This window comes from Pectobacterium sp. PL64 (genome assembly GCF_022477975.1).
GTDB lineage: Bacteria > Pseudomonadota > Gammaproteobacteria > Enterobacterales > Enterobacteriaceae > Pectobacterium > Pectobacterium jejuense.
Genome location: NZ_CP092070.1, coordinates 4,745,697 through 4,764,132 on the forward strand (window position 1 = coordinate 4,745,697; position 18,436 = coordinate 4,764,132).

The 18,436-nt window shown below is 48.8% G+C and carries 11 protein-coding genes, 4 tRNA genes, 3 rRNA genes, 2 pseudogenes and 1 riboswitch; of the genes and pseudogenes, 17 read left to right on the forward strand and 3 right to left on the reverse strand.

Annotated features, from left to right (window positions below; all coding sequences use genetic code 11):
- The first annotated feature begins 26 nt into the window (after positions 1 to 26).
- Positions 27 to 413, forward strand: coding sequence for a YijD family membrane protein (locus HP572_RS21320; protein WP_205549711.1), 387 nt, complete (start codon positions 27 to 29; stop codon positions 411 to 413).
- Between the two features lie 39 nt (positions 414 to 452).
- Here HP572_RS21320 and trmA read toward each other — a convergent pair whose 3' ends face one another.
- Positions 453 to 1,556: a tRNA (uridine(54)-C5)-methyltransferase TrmA gene (trmA, locus tag HP572_RS21325; protein ID WP_240584279.1), complete on the reverse strand. Its 1,104-nt coding sequence runs from the start codon at positions 1,554 to 1,556 to the stop codon at positions 453 to 455.
- A 131-nt stretch (positions 1,557 to 1,687) separates the two neighbouring features.
- Positions 1,688 to 1,914, forward strand: a riboswitch (cobalamin riboswitch).
- A 65-nt stretch (positions 1,915 to 1,979) separates the two neighbouring features.
- Here trmA and btuB point away from each other — a divergent pair.
- From btuB to birA, 7 genes and pseudogenes are all read left to right on the forward strand, one after another.
- Complete coding sequence (gene btuB / locus HP572_RS21330) at positions 1,980 to 3,884, forward strand: TonB-dependent vitamin B12 receptor BtuB (RefSeq protein WP_240584280.1); 1,905 nt, start codon at positions 1,980 to 1,982, stop codon at positions 3,882 to 3,884.
- Positions 3,829 to 4,500, forward strand: a pseudogene (gene murI / locus HP572_RS21335) (glutamate racemase); the annotation flags it as partial. The gene btuB and the pseudogene murI, both read left to right, overlap by 56 nt.
- A gap of 368 nt (positions 4,501 to 4,868) precedes the next feature.
- Positions 4,869 to 6,410: ribosomal RNA gene (locus HP572_RS21340) — 16S ribosomal RNA — on the forward strand.
- A gap of 459 nt (positions 6,411 to 6,869) precedes the next feature.
- Positions 6,870 to 9,775, forward strand: a 23S ribosomal RNA gene (locus tag HP572_RS21345).
- A gap of 128 nt (positions 9,776 to 9,903) precedes the next feature.
- A 5S ribosomal RNA gene (gene rrf, locus HP572_RS21350) occupies positions 9,904 to 10,019 on the forward strand.
- Together the 16S, 23S and 5S rRNA genes form the textbook arrangement of a ribosomal RNA operon.
- A 99-nt stretch (positions 10,020 to 10,118) precedes the next feature.
- Positions 10,119 to 11,156 (forward strand): UDP-N-acetylmuramate dehydrogenase, encoded by a 1,038-nt coding sequence (murB, locus tag HP572_RS21355; RefSeq protein ID WP_240585800.1) that lies wholly within the window; start codon positions 10,119 to 10,121, stop codon positions 11,154 to 11,156.
- The gene (gene birA / locus HP572_RS21360; protein WP_240584281.1) at positions 11,153 to 12,112 is read left to right on the forward strand and encodes a bifunctional biotin--[acetyl-CoA-carboxylase] ligase/biotin operon repressor BirA; all 960 of its coding nucleotides are present in this window, start codon (positions 11,153 to 11,155) and stop codon (positions 12,110 to 12,112) included. Before murB ends, birA begins: the two co-directional genes overlap by 4 nt.
- A 38-nt stretch (positions 12,113 to 12,150) precedes the next feature.
- On the opposite strand, the gene coaA is transcribed toward birA, so the two are convergent.
- The gene (gene coaA / locus HP572_RS21365; RefSeq protein ID WP_039281895.1) at positions 12,151 to 13,101 is read right to left on the reverse strand and encodes a type I pantothenate kinase; all 951 of its coding nucleotides are present in this window, start codon (positions 13,099 to 13,101) and stop codon (positions 12,151 to 12,153) included.
- 211 nt (positions 13,102 to 13,312) lie between these two features.
- The gene (locus HP572_RS21370) at positions 13,313 to 13,861 is read right to left on the reverse strand and encodes a GNAT family N-acetyltransferase (RefSeq protein WP_240584282.1); all 549 of its coding nucleotides are present in this window, start codon (positions 13,859 to 13,861) and stop codon (positions 13,313 to 13,315) included.
- 331 nt (positions 13,862 to 14,192) lie between these two features.
- Here HP572_RS21370 and HP572_RS21375 point away from each other — a divergent pair.
- The 9 genes and pseudogenes from HP572_RS21375 (at position 14,193) to rplA (ending at position 18,132) form a co-directional block, all read left to right on the forward strand.
- Positions 14,193 to 14,268, forward strand: a tRNA-Thr gene (locus HP572_RS21375).
- A 15-nt stretch (positions 14,269 to 14,283) separates the two neighbouring features.
- A tRNA-Tyr gene (locus tag HP572_RS21380) sits at positions 14,284 to 14,368 on the forward strand.
- A 130-nt stretch (positions 14,369 to 14,498) separates the two neighbouring features.
- Positions 14,499 to 14,573: transfer RNA gene (locus HP572_RS21385), tRNA-Gly, on the forward strand.
- Positions 14,574 to 14,579: 6 nt separating this feature from the next.
- Positions 14,580 to 14,655: transfer RNA gene (locus HP572_RS21390), tRNA-Thr, on the forward strand.
- Between the two features lie 67 nt (positions 14,656 to 14,722).
- A complete protein-coding gene (gene tuf / locus HP572_RS21395; protein WP_240585801.1) occupies positions 14,723 to 15,835 on the forward strand; it encodes an elongation factor Tu in 1,113 nt (370 codons plus the stop codon).
- Between the two features lie 66 nt (positions 15,836 to 15,901).
- Entirely contained in the window at positions 15,902 to 16,285 is a 384-nt protein-coding gene (gene secE / locus HP572_RS21400; protein ID WP_240585802.1) for a preprotein translocase subunit SecE, read from the forward strand.
- Position 16,286: 1 nt separating this feature from the next.
- The gene (gene nusG / locus HP572_RS21405; protein ID WP_005970339.1) at positions 16,287 to 16,832 is read left to right on the forward strand and encodes a transcription termination/antitermination protein NusG; all 546 of its coding nucleotides are present in this window, start codon (positions 16,287 to 16,289) and stop codon (positions 16,830 to 16,832) included.
- Positions 16,833 to 16,994: 162 nt separating this feature from the next.
- Positions 16,995 to 17,423 carry a 50S ribosomal protein L11 gene (gene rplK / locus HP572_RS21410; protein ID WP_005970337.1) on the forward strand — a complete coding sequence of 143 codons (429 nt, stop codon included), beginning with the start codon at positions 16,995 to 16,997 and terminating at the stop codon, positions 17,421 to 17,423.
- A 3-nt stretch (positions 17,424 to 17,426) separates the two neighbouring features.
- Positions 17,427 to 18,132: pseudogene (gene rplA / locus HP572_RS21415) on the forward strand (50S ribosomal protein L1).
- Positions 18,133 to 18,436: the final 304 nt, after the last annotated feature.

Consider the following 18,436-nt stretch of genomic DNA (forward strand, 5'->3'; position numbering starts at 1 on the left):
TATACCAACATGAGAAGGGAGAAACCATGACAGACAAACCTCATCAAGAAAAAGGTACGCTGGTGCTGGCGTTGATTGCGGGCTTATCCGTAAACGGCGCATTCGCCGCCTTGTTTAGCAGCATTGTTCCGTTTTCGATTTTTCCCCTGATTGCGCTGGTATTGTCCATTTACTGCCTGCATCAACGTTATTTGCACCACAGTATGCCGGAAGGCATTCCGATGCTGGCGGCGGCCAGTTTTCTGCTGGGATTATTGATTTACAGCGCCATCGTGCGCGTTGAATATCCCGCCATTGGATCGAACTTTATTCCTTCAATTCTGTGCGTGGTGTTGGTTTTCTGGATTGGCCTGAAGCTGCGCCGCAGAAAAGAGACGGATTCTGTATCCGCAGAAGAGAGCGAGACGCTGTAGCGGGTAATGCTGGCGGGGTAACCCGCCAGATTGTATGCGTTACTGACGTTTTTCCAACAACACGCCACACTCCATGTGATGGGTGTAAGGGAATTGATCGAACAGCGCCAGACGGCGAATGTCGTGGGTTTCCGAGAGTGTTTGCAGGTTGTTGCTCAGCGTTTCTGGGTTGCAGGAAATATAAAGAATGCGCGGATACGCCTGCACCAGTTTCACTGTTTCGTCATCCAGTCCGCTGCGCGGCGGGTCAACAAAAATGGTCTCGCACTGGTAGCTCGTCAGATCGATACCCTGTAAGCGGTTAAACTGACGCACGCCCTGCATGGCCTGCGTAAATTCTTCTGCCGCCATGCGGATAATCTGCACGTTCTCTATCTGATTCGCCGCGATATTATATTGTGCCGCCGCAACGGATGGTTTGGCGATTTCAGTCGCCAGCACGCGTTCGAAATTTCTTGCCAGCGCGAGTGAAAAATTGCCGTTGCCGCAATACAGTTCCAACAAATCCCCTGTCGATCCCGCCGTCGCATCCAGCGCCCACTCCAGCATTTGAATATTGATTGCGGCATTCGGCTGCGTGAAGCTGTTTTCTACCTGTCGGTAAATCATATCCCGACCTGCAACCGGCAGGCATTCATCGACATAATCGCGATCGAGGCAGATTTTGGTTTTTGTCGCGCGGCCAATTAACTGTAGACGGAACCCCTGCGCTGTCAGGCTATCGCGCAGCGCACGGGCATGTTCCTGCCATTCCTCATCCAGTGCGCGGTGATACAGCAGAGAAACGATCACTTCGCCGCTCAGGGTGGATAGATAGTCTATCTGGAACAGTTTACGGCGCAGAACGGAATCGGGCTGGATGGCGGCAAGCAGTTCCGGCATCAGGCGGTTGATTAACTCGCTAGCTGCCGGAAAGCGATCGACCCGGATACGCTGCTTGGTTTGCTGGTCAAACATGATGTGGTAAAGCTCGTCACCCTCGTGCCAGATACGGAACTCGGCGCGCATCCGATAGTGGCGGACGGGAGAACGGAAGACGACAGGCTCCGGTGCATTGAACGGTGCCATCATGCCACGCAGACGCTCGGTTTTCTCTGCAAGCTGGTCGTCGTATTGTTCGATGGGCAGGATTTCTGGCGTCATGTTTTTCTCGTCTGAACAGCGTCTAAAAGGGTGTTATTGGCCGGGAATTGTAGGGAATCCGGCCAGGAAGTCCAGTTTTGTTACGTTATTATCCTGTAGTGATATAGAAGTCTAGACTTCCACAATTCGCGATTGTAGGATGAGCGTCCGGCCTTGTATCACAAGTCAAAAGGGAATCCAGTGTAAATCTGGAGCTGACGCGCAGCGGTAAGGAAAGCCCCGGCGATAGCATTATTATGCAGACACTGTCTTTATAGATGGGAAGTCATCGCTTTCGTTGTATCCCTTACCGTCATTGACGGTTTGTGGTCACAACGGCATCCAAGCCCGAAGACCTGCCGGAATACGTCGCAATTGGTTCTGCATATCGCGTGCTATTAACAGAGCCTGCGGCATCCTTATTATTTCTCGGATGCTTTAACAATGATTAAAAAAATTTCGCTGCTGACGGCGCTTTCTGTCACGGCATTTTCTGGCTGGGCGCAGGAAAACAGTTCATCTCCAAATTCGTCATCGGAAAAAAATACCGACGATATGGTAGTTACAGCAAATCGTTTCGCACAGCCGGTTTCGTCGGTGCTGGCATCAATTGACGTGGTCACTCGTGATGACATCAATCGGTGGCAAGCGAAGAATGTTTTGGAAGTTATGCGTCGATTGCCAGGGGTGAATATTTCTCAGACTGGTGGGTTGGGACAAAGTGCATCAATGTATATTCGGGGCTCGGAAGCACGTCATACGTTGGTACTCATTGATGGTGTCCCTATTGCTAAATACGGCATTACAGGCGATCCTGATTTCAACCTTATTCCGATTGCTTTAGTACAGCGTATTGAGTTTATGCGTGGCCCACGTTCGGCGGTATACGGTGCCGACGCTATTGGTGGCGTGGTTAATATCATTACGCAAACAACAGAAAATAAAACAGTACTCAATGCAGGGGCTGGTTCGAACCGCTATCAGGAATATAGTGGAAGCTTGCATCAGTCGGTTGGTGATAGCACTCGAGTCTCTTTGGCTGGAGCTTATCAGGATACTCGGGGATTCAATGTTTATCCGGATTCATCTAATCAGGCGTTAGACTCAGATAAAGATGGCTGGCGCAATAAAGCATTCTGGGCAGGTGTTGAACATCAGTTTAATGATTCAATTTCTGGGTTCTTCCGTGGCTACGGTTATGGCAGCAACAGTGACTATGATGCGCTTTCCCAAGACTTTGGTTTTCCTATTCAAAATGAACAGCAGAGCTACAACCATACCTATAGTGGCGGGTTGCGATTCTCCCAGGAAAATTATGCTTCTCAGTTGATTGCTAGCTATCAGAAATATACTTCAATCCAATATCTCAGTACTCAAGGGCGCTATGGTGCTTATAACTCTCAAGATGATATTGACCAATATGACGTGCTGTGGGGGAATACCTTGGCGCTCAGCCATGGTATGGTCAGTGCGGGCATTGACTGGCGCCAGCAGAAGTTAACTTCAGAAGGTGTGAGTTTTAATACACTGAACCGCGAGAGTAATCGTTATAAGCAGGATAATTCAGGGGCCTATTTAACCGCGCAACAGCAATATGGTGCTGTTATTCTGGAAGGGTCTGTACGCGGTGATGACAATGAGAAATTTGGTAGGCATGGTACTTGGCAGCTTGCATCAGGCTGGGAATTCTTCCCCGATTACAGAGTAACCCTCTCCTATGCGACAGGCTTTCAGGCACCCACTTTGGGACAGTTGTATGGTCAGAAGCGTTTCGATATTGAATCAAATGAAAACCTAAAGCCTGAAGAGTCGAAACAATGGGAAGCTGGATTGGAAGGTTTAACCGGGCCATTAAGTTGGCGTTTGTCGGGTTATATTAATAAGATCGATAATCTGATCGCGTATGAGTATGCTTTTGCAACAAATACCGGGACTTATTATAACGTTGATGCAGCAACGATGAAGGGGCTGGAGTGGACGGGATCATTTGAGACTGGTGTACTGAATCATCAAATCACTTTGGACTATCTTGATGCCCGTAACGATGAAAACGATAAGGTTTTGGCCCGTCGTGCGAAGCAGCAAGCAAAGTACCAAGTTGATTGGAACCTGTATGACGTCGATTTTAATCTGAGCTACCAGTATGTAGGTAAGCGGTTTGATAATGCAGCAAATACCCGCCGCCTACCTAGCTACAGTACGGTTGATGTTTCCGCTTCATATCCGATCACCTCTCATCTGACAGTTCGTGGTAGAATCGCCAACCTGTTTGATAAAGATTATGAGACGGCATATGGCTACCGCACGGCAGGGCGAGAATACTATCTCACAGGAAGCTATACCTTCTAACCTGCCATCCCGTCCTACGGTTCTGGTCTTCGATTCTGGCGTAGGCGGGCTGTCTGTTTATGATGAAATCCGGCAGCTCTTGCCGGATCTTCACTATATATACGCATTCGATAACGAAGCGTTTCCTTATGGTGAGAAATCACAGCAGTTTATTATCGAGCGCGTGGTTGAGATTGTTAACGCAGTTCAACTACGCCATCAGCTCGCATTGGTTGTGATCGCCTGCAATACGGCGAGTACGATTTCCCTTCCTGCACTACGTGAGCGTTTTACTTTCCCTGTCGTGGGCGTTGTCCCTGCGGTGAAACCTGCGGCTAAGCTGACGCGCAACGGTGTCGTTGGCCTACTGGCGACGCGCGCAACGGTTCAACGTCCATATACGCACGAACTGATTGCCCGTTTTGCGACGGATTGCCAGATTTTATCGCTGGGATCGTCAGAACTGGTCGAGTTAGCGGAAGCGAAATTGCAGGGTGAGACGATCTCTATCTCCGAATTGCAAAAAATTCTGCGCCCTTGGCTGCGTTTACCGGAACCGCCAGATACAGTTGTGCTTGGGTGTACGCATTTTCCATTATTAGCAGAAGAACTGAAAATGGCCTTGCCAGATGGTACTCCCTATAATGCGCCTCTTTCGACTGACACGGCAACAGCGCTTGTCAGTGGCCGAGAAGTCCCTATAATGCGCATCCACTGACACGGCAACAGCGACACGCGGTTGGGGTGACAGGAAAAAAGATTCAACGAAGGCAGTCAGTAATGACTTGACTTCACAGCGGAAAAGCATAGTATATGCAGCCCGCGCCACCGATGAAGTGGCACTGCTCTTTAACAATTTAATCAGACAATCTGTGTGGGCACTCACAAGACCGTATCTTAACGATATAAAAAGTCTTGAAGAGTGAACAACAGTAAATTCATTACGAATAAACAGTTTTAATTCTTTGAGCATCGCTGACGAGTTCAGCAAATCAAACAAATCTTAAATTGAAGAGTTTGATCATGGCTCAGATTGAACGCTGGCGGCAGGCCTAACACATGCAAGTCGAGCGGTAGCACAGGAGAGCTTGCTCTCTGGGTGACGAGCGGCGGACGGGTGAGTAATGTCTGGGAAACTGCCTGATGGAGGGGGATAACTACTGGAAACGGTAGCTAATACCGCATAACCTCGCAAGAGCAAAGAGGGGGACCTTCGGGCCTCTCGCCATCAGATGTGCCCAGATGGGATTAGCTAGTAGGTGAGGTAATGGCTCACCTAGGCGACGATCCCTAGCTGGTCTGAGAGGATGACCAGCCACACTGGAACTGAGACACGGTCCAGACTCCTACGGGAGGCAGCAGTGGGGAATATTGCACAATGGGCGCAAGCCTGATGCAGCCATGCCGCGTGTGTGAAGAAGGCCTTCGGGTTGTAAAGCACTTTCAGCGGGGAGGAAGGCGATAAGGTTAATAACCTTATCGATTGACGTTACCCGCAGAAGAAGCACCGGCTAACTCCGTGCCAGCAGCCGCGGTAATACGGAGGGTGCAAGCGTTAATCGGAATGACTGGGCGTAAAGCGCACGCAGGCGGTCTGTTAAGTTGGATGTGAAATCCCCGGGCTTAACCTGGGAACTGCATTCAAAACTGACAGGCTAGAGTCTTGTAGAGGGGGGTAGAATTCCAGGTGTAGCGGTGAAATGCGTAGAGATCTGGAGGAATACCGGTGGCGAAGGCGGCCCCCTGGACAAAGACTGACGCTCAGGTGCGAAAGCGTGGGGAGCAAACAGGATTAGATACCCTGGTAGTCCACGCTGTAAACGATGTCGATTTGGAGGTTGTGCCCTTGAGGCGTGGCTTCCGGAGCTAACGCGTTAAATCGACCGCCTGGGGAGTACGGCCGCAAGGTTAAAACTCAAATGAATTGACGGGGGCCCGCACAAGCGGTGGAGCATGTGGTTTAATTCGATGCAACGCGAAGAACCTTACCTACTCTTGACATCCAGAGAATTTGCTAGAGATAGCTTAGTGCCTTCGGGAACTCTGAGACAGGTGCTGCATGGCTGTCGTCAGCTCGTGTTGTGAAATGTTGGGTTAAGTCCCGCAACGAGCGCAACCCTTATCCTTTGTTGCCAGCGATTCGGTCGGGAACTCAAAGGAGACTGCCGGTGATAAACCGGAGGAAGGTGGGGATGACGTCAAGTCATCATGGCCCTTACGAGTAGGGCTACACACGTGCTACAATGGCGTATACAAAGAGAAGCGACCTCGCGAGAGCAAGCGGACCTCATAAAGTACGTCGTAGTCCGGATTGGAGTCTGCAACTCGACTCCATGAAGTCGGAATCGCTAGTAATCGTAGATCAGAATGCTACGGTGAATACGTTCCCGGGCCTTGTACACACCGCCCGTCACACCATGGGAGTGGGTTGCAAAAGAAGTAGGTAGCTTAACCTTCGGGAGGGCGCTTACCACTTTGTGATTCATGACTGGGGTGAAGTCGTAACAAGGTAACCGTAGGGGAACCTGCGGTTGGATCACCTCCTTACCAAAAAGATGTGTGTTGCGTGAAGTGCTCACACAGATTGTCTGATGAAAATAAGAGTCAAAATACCTGTTGATGTCTTGTAGCTCATGCTGACGCGAGCGTGCCGGGTTTAAGGGTGAGGTCGGTTTTTCGTGTCCCCATCGTCAGGCCTACCAACTCTTCCGTGAGTGGTATCACGGTATCTGTAAGCAACGATGGGGTTATAGCTCAGCTGGGGACGCCAATGCCGATAATGCGGTGAAAGACATTATCACGAATATCTTAAAACTGATTAGTAATAGTCAGGGTTTACGATATTGCTCTTTAACAATCTGGAACAAGCTGAAAATTGAAACATGACAGCTGAACATGCATTGATGCCTGCGGGTATGAATGGCGTGTCAGTATGTTAATGAGTCTCTCAAATAATCGCAGCGCGAACAGTGACTTTGAGTTATCAAAGACACCTTCGGGTTGTGAGGTTAAGCGACTAAGCGTACACGGTGGATGCCTAGGCAGTCAGAGGCGATGAAGGGCGTGCTAATCTGCGATAAGCGTCGGTAAGCTGATATGAAGCGTTATACCCGACGATACCCGAATGGGGAAACCCAGTGTGTTTCGACACACTATCATGACATGAATACATAGTGTCATGAGGCGAACCGGGGGAACTGAAACATCTCAGTACCCCGAGGAAAAGAAATCAACCGAGATTCCCTAGTAGCGGCGAGCGAACGGGGAGGAGCCCAGAACCTGAATCAGTTTGTGTGTTAGTGGAAGCGTCTGGAAAGTCGCACAGTAAAGGGTGATAGTCCCGTACACAAAAATGCACAAGCTGTGAGTTCGATGAGTAGGGCGGGACACGTGACATCCTGTCTGAATATGGGGGGACCATCCTCCAAGGCTAAATACTCCTGACTGACCGATAGTGAACCAGTACCGTGAGGGAAAGGCGAAAAGAACCCCGGCGAGGGGAGTGAAATAGAACCTGAAACCGTGTACGTACAAGCAGTGGGAGCCTACTTGTTAGGTGACTGCGTACCTTTTGTATAATGGGTCAGCGACTTATATTCTGTAGCAAGGTTAACCGTATAGGGGAGCCGCAGGGAAACCGAGTCTTAACTGGGCGTTAAGTTGCAGGGTATAGACCCGAAACCCGGTGATCTAGCCATGGGCAGGTTGAAGGTTGGGTAACACTAACTGGAGGACCGAACCGACTAATGTTGAAAAATTAGCGGATGACTTGTGGCTGGGGGTGAAAGGCCAATCAAACCGGGAGATAGCTGGTTCTCCCCGAAAGCTATTTAGGTAGCGCCTCGTGAACTCATCTTCGGGGGTAGAGCACTGTTTCGGCTAGGGGGTCATCCCGACTTACCAACCCGATGCAAACTACGAATACCGAAGAATGTTATCACGGGAGACACACGGCGGGTGCTAACGTTCGTCGTGAAGAGGGAAACAACCCAGACCGCCAGCTAAGGTCCCAAAGTCATGGTTAAGTGGGAAACGATGTGGGAAGGCATAGACAGCCAGGATGTTGGCTTAGAAGCAGCCATCATTTAAAGAAAGCGTAATAGCTCACTGGTCGAGTCGGCCTGCGCGGAAGATGTAACGGGGCTAAACCATGCACCGAAGCTGCGGCAGCGACACTTAGGTGTTGTTGGGTAGGGGAGCGTTCTGTAAGCCGTCGAAGGTGGCCTGTGAGGGCTGCTGGAGGTATCAGAAGTGCGAATGCTGACATAAGTAACGATAATGCGGGTGAAAAACCCGCACGCCGGAAGACCAAGGGTTCCTGTCCAACGTTAATCGGGGCAGGGTGAGTCGACCCCTAAGGCGAGGCTGAAAAGCGTAGTCGATGGGAAACAGGTTAATATTCCTGTACTCGGTGTTACTGCGAAGGGGGGACGGAGAAAGCTAGGTTATCCGGGCGACGGTTGTCCCGGTTTAAGCGTGAAGGTGGATGACTTTGGTAAATCCGGGTCATTGTTAACACTGAGGCGTGATGACGAGTCACTACGGTGATGAAGTAACCGATGCTACGCTTCCAGGAAAAGCCTCTAAGCTCCAGGTAACATCAAATCGTACCCCAAACCGACACAGGTGGTCAGGTAGAGAATACTCAGGCGCTTGAGAGAACTCGGGTGAAGGAACTAGGCAAAATGGTGCCGTAACTTCGGGAGAAGGCACGCTGATGGTAGGTGAAGTGACTTGCTCATGGAGCTGAAATCAGTCGAAGATACCAGCTGGCTGCAACTGTTTAATAAAAACACAGCACTGTGCAAACACGAAAGTGGACGTATACGGTGTGACGCCTGCCCGGTGCCGGAAGGTTAATTGATGGGGTCAGCCGCAAGGCGAAGCTCTTGATCGAAGCCCCGGTAAACGGCGGCCGTAACTATAACGGTCCTAAGGTAGCGAAATTCCTTGTCGGGTAAGTTCCGACCTGCACGAATGGCGTAATGATGGCCAGGCTGTCTCCACCCGAGACTCAGTGAAATTGAACTCGCTGTGAAGATGCAGTGTACCCGCGGCAAGACGGAAAGACCCCGTGAACCTTTACTATAGCTTGACACTGAACCTTGAGCCTTGATGTGTAGGATAGGTGGGAGGCTTTGAAGCGTGGACGCCAGTCTGCGTGGAGCCAACCTTGAAATACCACCCTTTAATGTTTGATGTTCTAACGTGGACCCGTGATCCGGGTTGCGGACAGTGTCTGGTGGGTAGTTTGACTGGGGCGGTCTCCTCCCAAAGCGTAACGGAGGAGCACGAAGGTTAGCTAATCCTGGTCGGACATCAGGAGGTTAGTGCAAAGGCATAAGCTAGCTTGACTGCGAGAGTGACAGCTCGAGCAGGTGCGAAAGCAGGTCTTAGTGATCCGGTGGTTCTGAATGGAAGGGCCATCGCTCAACGGATAAAAGGTACTCCGGGGATAACAGGCTGATACCGCCCAAGAGTTCATATCGACGGCGGTGTTTGGCACCTCGATGTCGGCTCATCACATCCTGGGGCTGAAGTAGGTCCCAAGGGTATGGCTGTTCGCCATTTAAAGTGGTACGCGAGCTGGGTTTAGAACGTCGTGAGACAGTTCGGTCCCTATCTGCCGTGGGCGTTGGAAGATTGAGAGGGGTTGCTCCTAGTACGAGAGGACCGGAGTGAACGCACCACTGGTGTACGGGTTGTGATGCCAATTGCATTGCCCGGTAGCTAAGTGCGGAAGAGATAACCGCTGAAAGCATCTAAGCGGGAAACTTGCCTCGAGATGAGTCTTCCCTGGGCACTAGATGCCCCTGAAGGGCCGTTGAAGACGACAACGTAGATAGGCTGGGTGTGTAAGCGTAGCGATACGTTGAGCTAACCAGTACTAATGACCCGAGAGGCTTAACCTTACAACACCGAAGGTGTTTTGTGGGCGACTCATAAAAACGTGTTTTGATTTTAGCTTGTTCAGAGATTGGTTCTGGTGGTTGTGCGAGCGCGTAAGCGGTGTACGACGGCTGGAATGAAACAGAATTTGCCTGGCGGCGATAGCGCGGTGGTCCCACCTGACCCCATGCCGAACTCAGAAGTGAAACGCCGTAGCGCCGATGGTAGTGTGGGGCTTCCCCATGTGAGAGTAGGGAACTGCCAGGCATCAAACAAGTGGAAAGCCCTCGTCGAAAGAGTGGACAGTCGGTATCTTGCATAGATCAGGTAGACTATGTGATATCTGAATTAGTAGGTATTTCTATCATGGCGTCGAGCGCTATTTCATTAAAGTCTTATAACTCTTTCTCATTACCTGTTTCCGCATCTTGTATTAAGGTTGCGGATACTCAGGAGAAATTGATTGAAGGATGGCGCGTCGCCAGCGCATCACAAGAGCCGATTTTGTTGCTAGGGGAAGGGAGTAATGTCCTTTTTCTTGAAGATTTTTTAGGTACTATTCTGCTAAATCGGCTCAAGGGTATAGATATTCGAGAAGAAAGCGATGGCTGGTATCTTCATGTTGGTGCAGGTGAGAATTGGCATCAATTAGTTGAATATACGCTTAAGCGTGGCATTGCTGGGTTAGAAAATCTGGCATTAATTCCCGGATGTGTGGGTTCTGCACCGATACAGAATATCGGTGCGTACGGTATCGAATTACAGCATGTTTGTGATTATGTTGACGTGTTGGATCTGGCTGAAGGTAACGTCATGCATTTTACCTCTGAGGAATGCCAGTTCGGTTACCGTGAAAGCATATTTAAGCATCAATACCGCTCTGGGTTTGCGATTACAGCAGTAGGGTTCTTTTTAAAGAAAGAGTGGAACCCAGTACTTAACTACGGCGATTTGGCAAAACTGAATCCTGAAACTGTGACGCCACAGCAAGTATTTGATTCTGTATGTCATATGCGTCGGAGTAAACTCCCAGATCCTGTAGTGACAGGTAATGCTGGTAGCTTCTTCAAAAATCCAATAATTACACAACAGCATGCCGAACGTATTTTACGAGAGTATCCGAATGCACCTCAGTATTTACAAGCCGATGGTAACGTTAAATTGGCAGCTGGATGGTTAATTGATCAGTGCAACCTTAAAGGATTCCAGCTTGGTGGTGCCGCTGTTCACGAGAAACAGGCATTAGTTCTGATTAATAAAAATAATGCAAAAAGTTCAGATATTGTTGAATTAGCTCGTTACGTCCGTAACCAGGTTTCTGAAAAATTCTCCATACAGCTGGAACCTGAAGTTCGCTTTATTGCTGCGCATGGAGAGGTCAATGCCATCGAGGTATTATCATGAAAGATATTACAGTTCCTCTTAAGTTGATTAAAATCCTCTCTGATGGGGAGTTTTATTCCGGTGAGTTACTGGGCGAAATGATGGGGATGAGTCGTGCTGCGATTAATAAACATATTCAAACTATACGCGATTGGGGAATTGATGTTTTTACTGTGACGGGCAAGGGCTATTCTTTACCTGCGCCTATGCAGTTATTAGATGAGGAGGCTATCCTCAAGCACCTACCAGAAGGTGGAGTAACAGTTTTACCTGTCGTTGATTCTACTAATCAGTATATTTTAGACCGGTTGGACACCTTATCCTCCGGTGATGCATGTCTTGCTGAATATCAGCAATCTGGGCGTGGTCGTCGGGGGCGGCAATGGTTTTCGCCCTTTGGTGCTAATTTATATTTGTCCCTATATTGGCGCCTGGAGCAGGGGCCAGCTGCGGCTGTTGGGGTTAGTCTGGTTATCGGTATCGTAATGGCCGAAGTACTGCATAAGCTTGGTGCTGATGGTGTTCGAGTCAAATGGCCTAATGATTTATACCTGAAGGATAGAAAGTTAGCTGGCATCCTTGTCGAACTGACAGGGAAAACGGGTGATGCTGCTAATTTGGTAATTGGCGCAGGTATTAATTTACAGATGAGAGAACCTGCTCCCGATACGATTAACCAGGGCTGGATAAATTTACAAGAGGCGGGTATAGAGATTAATCGTAATACTCTCGCTTCGACTCTTATTTCTGAATTAAGAAGCGCTTTAGCCGTCTTTGAACTACAAGGTCTTGAACCATTTATTCCGAGATGGGAAAAGTTGGATAACTATTTTAATCGTCCGATCCGCTTGATTATCGGTAATCGCGAAATACATGGGATAGACCGAGGAATCGATCGCCAGGGTGCATTGTTATTAGAAAATGATGGTTTGATAACGCCGTATATTGGTGGAGAAATTTCTCTGCGCGGTGCATAAAAAAGGGGGGATTCCCCCTTTTACATATTCATTCATTTTCACTTTCTTAATCGGACACATTCAACGGCATGATTAGCGCTTTTAGTCATAATAAGACTAGCTCTCTCCCGGGTAGGAAGGATATTTTCTTTTAGATTAAGTCCATTAATTTCCTTCCATAATTGAGATGCAATGCCGACGGCTTCTTCTTTCGTCAATTTTGCATAATTATGAAAGTATGAATTTGGATTTGAGAATGCACCTTGCCTAAACTTCAAAAAGCGATTTATATACCATGTCTGTAACAGTGTTTCAGGTGCATCCACATAGATAGAGAAATCTACAAAATCAGAAACGAAAACCCTATGTGGATCATGTGGATAGTCCATTCCGCTTTGTAAGACATTCAACCCTTCTAATATTAAAATATCAGGCTGTTCCAACACTTTATTGTTATTAGGGACGATGTCATATGTTAGATGGGAATAAGTCGGGGCTGTGACTTTGTGCGTACCTGACTTTATATCAGAAACAAATTTTACCAGGCTGTGCATATCATAGGATTGTGGAAAGCCTTTTTTCTTCATCAAGTCGCGTTCTTTTAGCACCTTATTTGGATGAAGAAATCCATCGGTTGTTATAAGTTCTACACTGCGGTGTTCTGGCCAGCGGCTTAATAACGCTTGGAGCACACGGGCTGTGGTACTTTTCCCTACAGCGACACTACCTGCGATACCGATTATGTAAGGTATTTTTTGGCCATCGGTTCCTAAAAACTGCTCAAGCACAGCCTGACGGCGTAAATTAGAACTGATATAGAAATTGAGCAGGCGAGATAGCGGCAGATAAATTTCCGCGACTTCGTCTAGTGAAAGGTCTTCGTTAATGCCTTTGAGCTTAACGATTTCTTCCTCTGTCAGCGTTAACGGGACGGAATCGCGCAAGGCGGCCCATTGGCTGCGGTTAAATTGTAGATATGGCGTGGCCAAGGATTGCTCTCTGTTGCTCATAAGTCGTGTTCTGCCTGCTTCACAGGTAAGAAAAGGGACTCTCAGCCCAGCGAAGAAAACGGGCTATTAGTTTAGCCAACGCGATGATCGCGGCACCTTCTCTTATGTAATAAATTTTTGATAATGGGCAGGTTAACACTTTGCTGCTAGAAATAAGAAGAGAAAATCGGTGCTGTGCCCGATGCTTCTATGTTTACGCACCGGGTGCTCGCTAGCTAGCGATGGCTTTACCTAAACCATTCACAGCAAAGAGGCGCTTATAATAGATCGCCGTTGGATGGTAATAGCCATCAGGTGTACAAGCATAGTCTGGCAATTCTCCCAGATGGCGATAACCCAAGGCACGGTAGAACGCTTCTGCGGGAGAACCTGCTTGGGTGTCTAAGTAGAGCAGGCCCCTCTGCTGTAAAAGTGCGCTCTTTTCCAATAGCTGAATGAGTAGTCGGCCTATTCCCGCTCTTCTTATGCGGCTATGAACCAGTAATTTTTGAATTTCAGCTCTGTTTTTCCCGTTTGGTTTTTGACACAACTCGAGCTGTACGCTTCCGACGATACCCTCCTCATCGCGCGCGACCCATATCATACGTTCACCGTTGGAAACGGATGTTTGCAAACTATGAAAATATTCTGTGGCTTCTTTGTGGGATAGTGGCGAGTGGTATCCAACAGAAGCGCCTTTTTCTACAGCATCTATCAATAGATTAGCCAGTTCCTCACGATAGACAGGTAAGGTTGCTGCATTGAGTTGAACGGTTTTCATCGTATTTTTTCCCTTCGACAGAAATTTATTCTTAACCAAGCAAAATGCATTCCAGGTCTATTCTCTTAGAAAAGCGAGCAAAATAGCATCAGTCAGTGCAGCGACTGCTCTTCTAAAGGGCAAAACTGTATTTTTGGTGCAAGAGAAACAAGAGGACCGTTGATGGTGAAATCACCACTTTGTTGGATAGAGTTGGTGGTTCTTTGCGCTAATTCTTACTGTTACTCTAGATTTATAGCTGAATTTGGATAAAATCTAAGCGATAGCGCATTTTACGCAATTTTTTTGTTGCATCGAGCGTTCTGTCTACCTAGAATGCGCAGCACTTGAAGCCGGCTTAGCTCAGTAGGTAGAGCAACTGACTTGTAATCAGTAGGTCACCAGTTCGATTCCGGTAGCCGGCACCATCAAGTACACAATCAGGTGGGGTTCCCGAGCGGCCAAAGGGAGCAGACTGTAAATCTGCCGTCACAGACTTCGAAGGTTCGAATCCTTCCCCCACCACCAAATTCAATCCTGGAAACAGGATATTCGATACGGTAGTAAGACTAAGCCGGATCGACGAAGGCGGGGTCTATAAAATCTTATTCCTCAACTTCAAAATCTACAGAAAAATTAGGTAGCCGAGTTCCAGGATGCGGGCATCGTATAATGGCTATTACCTCAGCCTTCCAAGCTGATGATGTGGGTTCGATTCCCACTGCCCGCTCCAAGATGTGCTGATATAGCTCAGTTGGTAGAGCGCACCCTTGGTAAGGGTGAGGTCGGCAGTTCGAATCTGCCTATCAGCACCACTTCCTTTTCCTCCTCCTGATTTTCTTTCTGTGAATTTGAACAAAACCGCACGTTAACGTCGGTACTATCGGCCACGTTGACCATGGTAAAACAACGCTGACCGCTGCAATCACTACCGTTCTGGCTAAAACCTACGGTGGTTCTGCTCGTGCATTCGACCAGATCGATAACGCACCAGAAGAAAAAGCACGTGGTATCACCATCAACACCTCTCACGTTGAATACGATACCCCGTCTCGCCACTATGCGCACGTTGACTGCCCAGGACACGCCGACTATGTGAAAAACATGATCACCGGTGCTGCCCAGATGGATGGCGCGATCCTGGTTGTTGCTGCGACTGACGGCCCAATGCCTCAGACCCGTGAGCACATCCTGCTGGGTCGTCAGGTTGGCGTTCCTTTCATCATCGTGTTCCTGAACAAATGTGACATGGTTGATGACGAAGAGCTGCTGGAACTGGTTGAGATGGAAGTGCGTGAGCTGCTGTCTCAGTACGACTTCCCAGGCGACGACACCCCAGTGGTTCGTGGTTCTGCTCTGAAAGCGCTGGAAGGCGAAGCTGAGTGGGAAGCAAAAATCATCGAACTGGCAGAGCACCTGGATTCTTACATCCCAGAACCAGAGCGTGCGATTGACAAGCCGTTCCTGCTGCCAATCGAAGACGTATTCTCCATCTCCGGTCGTGGTACTGTTGTTACCGGTCGTGTAGAGCGCGGTATCGTTAAAGTCGGTGAAGAAGTTGAAATCGTTGGTATCAAAGATACTGCGAAATCTACCTGTACCGGCGTAGAAATGTTCCGCAAACTGCTGGACGAAGGTCGTGCAGGCGAGAACGTTGGTGTTCTGCTGCGTGGTATCAAGCGTGAAGAAATCGAGCGTGGTCAGGTACTGGTCAAGCCGGGTTCAATCAAGCCGCACACTCAGTTCGAATCCGAAGTGTATATCCTGAGCAAAGATGAAGGCGGCCGTCATACTCCGTTCTTCAAAGGCTACCGTCCTCAGTTCTACTTCCGTACCACTGACGTAACGGGCACCATCGAACTGCCAGAAGGCGTAGAGATGGTAATGCCGGGCGACAACATCAAAATGGTTGTTACCCTGATCCACCCAATCGCGATGGACGACGGTTTGCGTTTCGCAATCCGTGAAGGCGGCCGTACAGTAGGCGCGGGCTAAAGTATGTAATGCTGAAAATCTTTCGGTTTGGTTGCCCCGTGGTTGCGGGGCAAAGTTATTTGTTGAATCGCTGCGAATACCGAAGCTCAGGATAGTGGGCGTGGCCTGGAAGTGATTAAGTGGCTAGTAGTAGGTGCCTTGCTGGTTGTTGCGATTGTTGGCAATTATTATTACCGCGAATTTAGTCTTCCTCTGCGTGCATTGGCCGTTGTTATCCTGATCGCCGCAGCCGGTGGTGTGGCACTGCTGACCACGAAAGGCAAAGCAACCGTAGCGTTTGCTCGCGAAGCGCGTACCGAAGTGCGCAAAGTAATTTGGCCGACTCGTCAGGAAACGTTACACACCACGTTAATCGTTGCCGCGGTGACTGCCGTGATGTCACTGATTTTGTGGGGACTGGATGGTATTCTGGTCCGTCTGGTATCGTTTATCACTGGCCTGAGGTTCTAAGATGTCTGAAGCTCCAAAAAAACGTTGGTACGTCGTTCAGGCGTTTTCTGGTTTTGAAGGTCGCGTAGCACAATCTCTGCGTGAACATATCAAACTCCATAATATGGAAGAACTGTTTGGCGAAGTCATGGTTCCGACTGAAGAAGTCGTTGAGATCCGTGGTGGCCAGCGTCGCAAGAGCGAACGCAAGTTTTTCCCTGGTTATGTTTTAGTACAGATGGTGATGGAAGATGCTAGTTGGCATCTTGTACGCAGCGTACCTCGTGTTATGGGGTTCATTGGCGGCACATCTGACCGTCCTGCTCCAATCAGTGACAAAGAAGTGGATGCGATTATGAATCGTCTCCAGCAGGTTGGTGACAAACCTCGTCCGAAAACGCTGTTTGAACCGGGTGAAATGGTTCGTGTCAACGATGGTCCATTTGCCGACTTTAACGGTGTTGTTGAAGAAGTAGACTATGAGAAGAGCCGCCTGAAGGTGTCTGTTTCTATATTTGGTCGTGCGACTCCTGTTGAACTGGACTTTGCTCAGGTCGAAAAAGGCTAATTGCCTGATAAGATTTGCTGAAAATAGCGACTTGCCTATGGCGCGAAATTAACCTATAATTTCGCGCCTTTTGTTTTTCAGTGGCCTTAACGGCGACTGAAACGTAACACAAACCACGGGGAGCCTTTTACTAGGCGCTATTACCCAATCGAGGAAAGTTAAATGGCCAAGAAAGTACAAGCCTACGTCAAGCTGCAAGTTGCAGCTGGTATGGCTAACCCGAGCCCACCGGTAGGTCCGGCTCTGGGTCAGCAAGGTGTTAACATCATGGAATTCTGTAAGGCATTCAATGCTAAAACTGAAAGCCTTGAGAAGGGTCTGCCGACTCCGGTTGTTATTACCGTTTATTCTGACCGTTCTTTCACCTTCGTTACCAAAACGCCTCCAGCAGCTGTTCTGCTGAAGAAAGCGGCTGGTATCAAGTCTGGTTCCGGCAAGCCGAACAAAGACAAAGTAGGTAAAGTAACGAGCGCTCAGGTTCGTGAAATCGCAGAAACTAAAGCTGCGGACATGACTGGTTCTGATGTAGACGCCATGGCGCGCTCTATCGCAGGTACTGCTCGTTCCATGGGCCTGGTAGTGGAGGATTAATAAATGGCTAAGCTGACCAAGCGCATGCGCGTGATCCGTGACAAAGTTGATGTAACTAAACAGTATGACATCAACGAAGCTGTTGCTCTGCTCAAAGAGCTGGCCACTGCTAAGTTCGTAGAAAGTGTAGACGTAGCTGTTAACCTCGGCATCGATGCACGTAAATCTGACCAAAACGTTCGCGGTGCAACCGTTCTGCCTCACGGCACCGGTCGTTCTGTTCGCGTAGCTGTCTTCACCCAAGGTGCAAACGCTGAAGCTGCTAAAGCCGCTGGCGCTGAATTCGTGGGCATGGAAGATCTGGCTGATCAGATCAAGAAAGGCGAAATGGGCTTTGACGTTGTTATTGCATCTCCAGATGCAATGCGCGTTGTTGGCCAATTGGGCCAGGTTCTGGGTCCACGCGGCCTTATGCCAAACCCGAAAGTGGGTACTGTAACTCCTAACGTTGCTGAAGCGGTTAACAATGCTAAAGCTGGTCATGGTTCGTTACCGTAACGACAAGAACGGCATCATCCATACCACTATCGGTAAGGTTGATTTCGATTCTAACAAATTGAAAGAAAACCTAGAGTCTCTGTTGATTGCGCTGAAAAAAGCAAAACCATCTCAGGCGAAAGGCGTGTACATCAAGAAAGTTAGCTTGTCTACCACTATGGGCGCTGGCGTTGCCATCGACCAGAGCGGTCTGAACGCTGCTGCTAACTAATAGCTTTTGTTCCGCTTTACTCGGGTGTGAGATTTACCTATAATTTTACGCCCGTTGTTCCTCAAGTGGAATGACGCAAGAATTTTCGGTTGGAGCCTGGCCTATCCAGGCCTCCGTCCAAGACCGCAGGTGTTTCGTAAGAAACTTAATTCCCTGCGTAGACGGTGACAGAGCCTAAATAACGTTTTTCTTTTTTATAAAGAATAATTTTTACTGGATTCTGCTCACCGTGTTTCAACGCTTATCTCTAATTTTGGCGATAAGTGAAGTGAGTTCCGGAGAGTTTCTCCGGCTAAATCCAGGA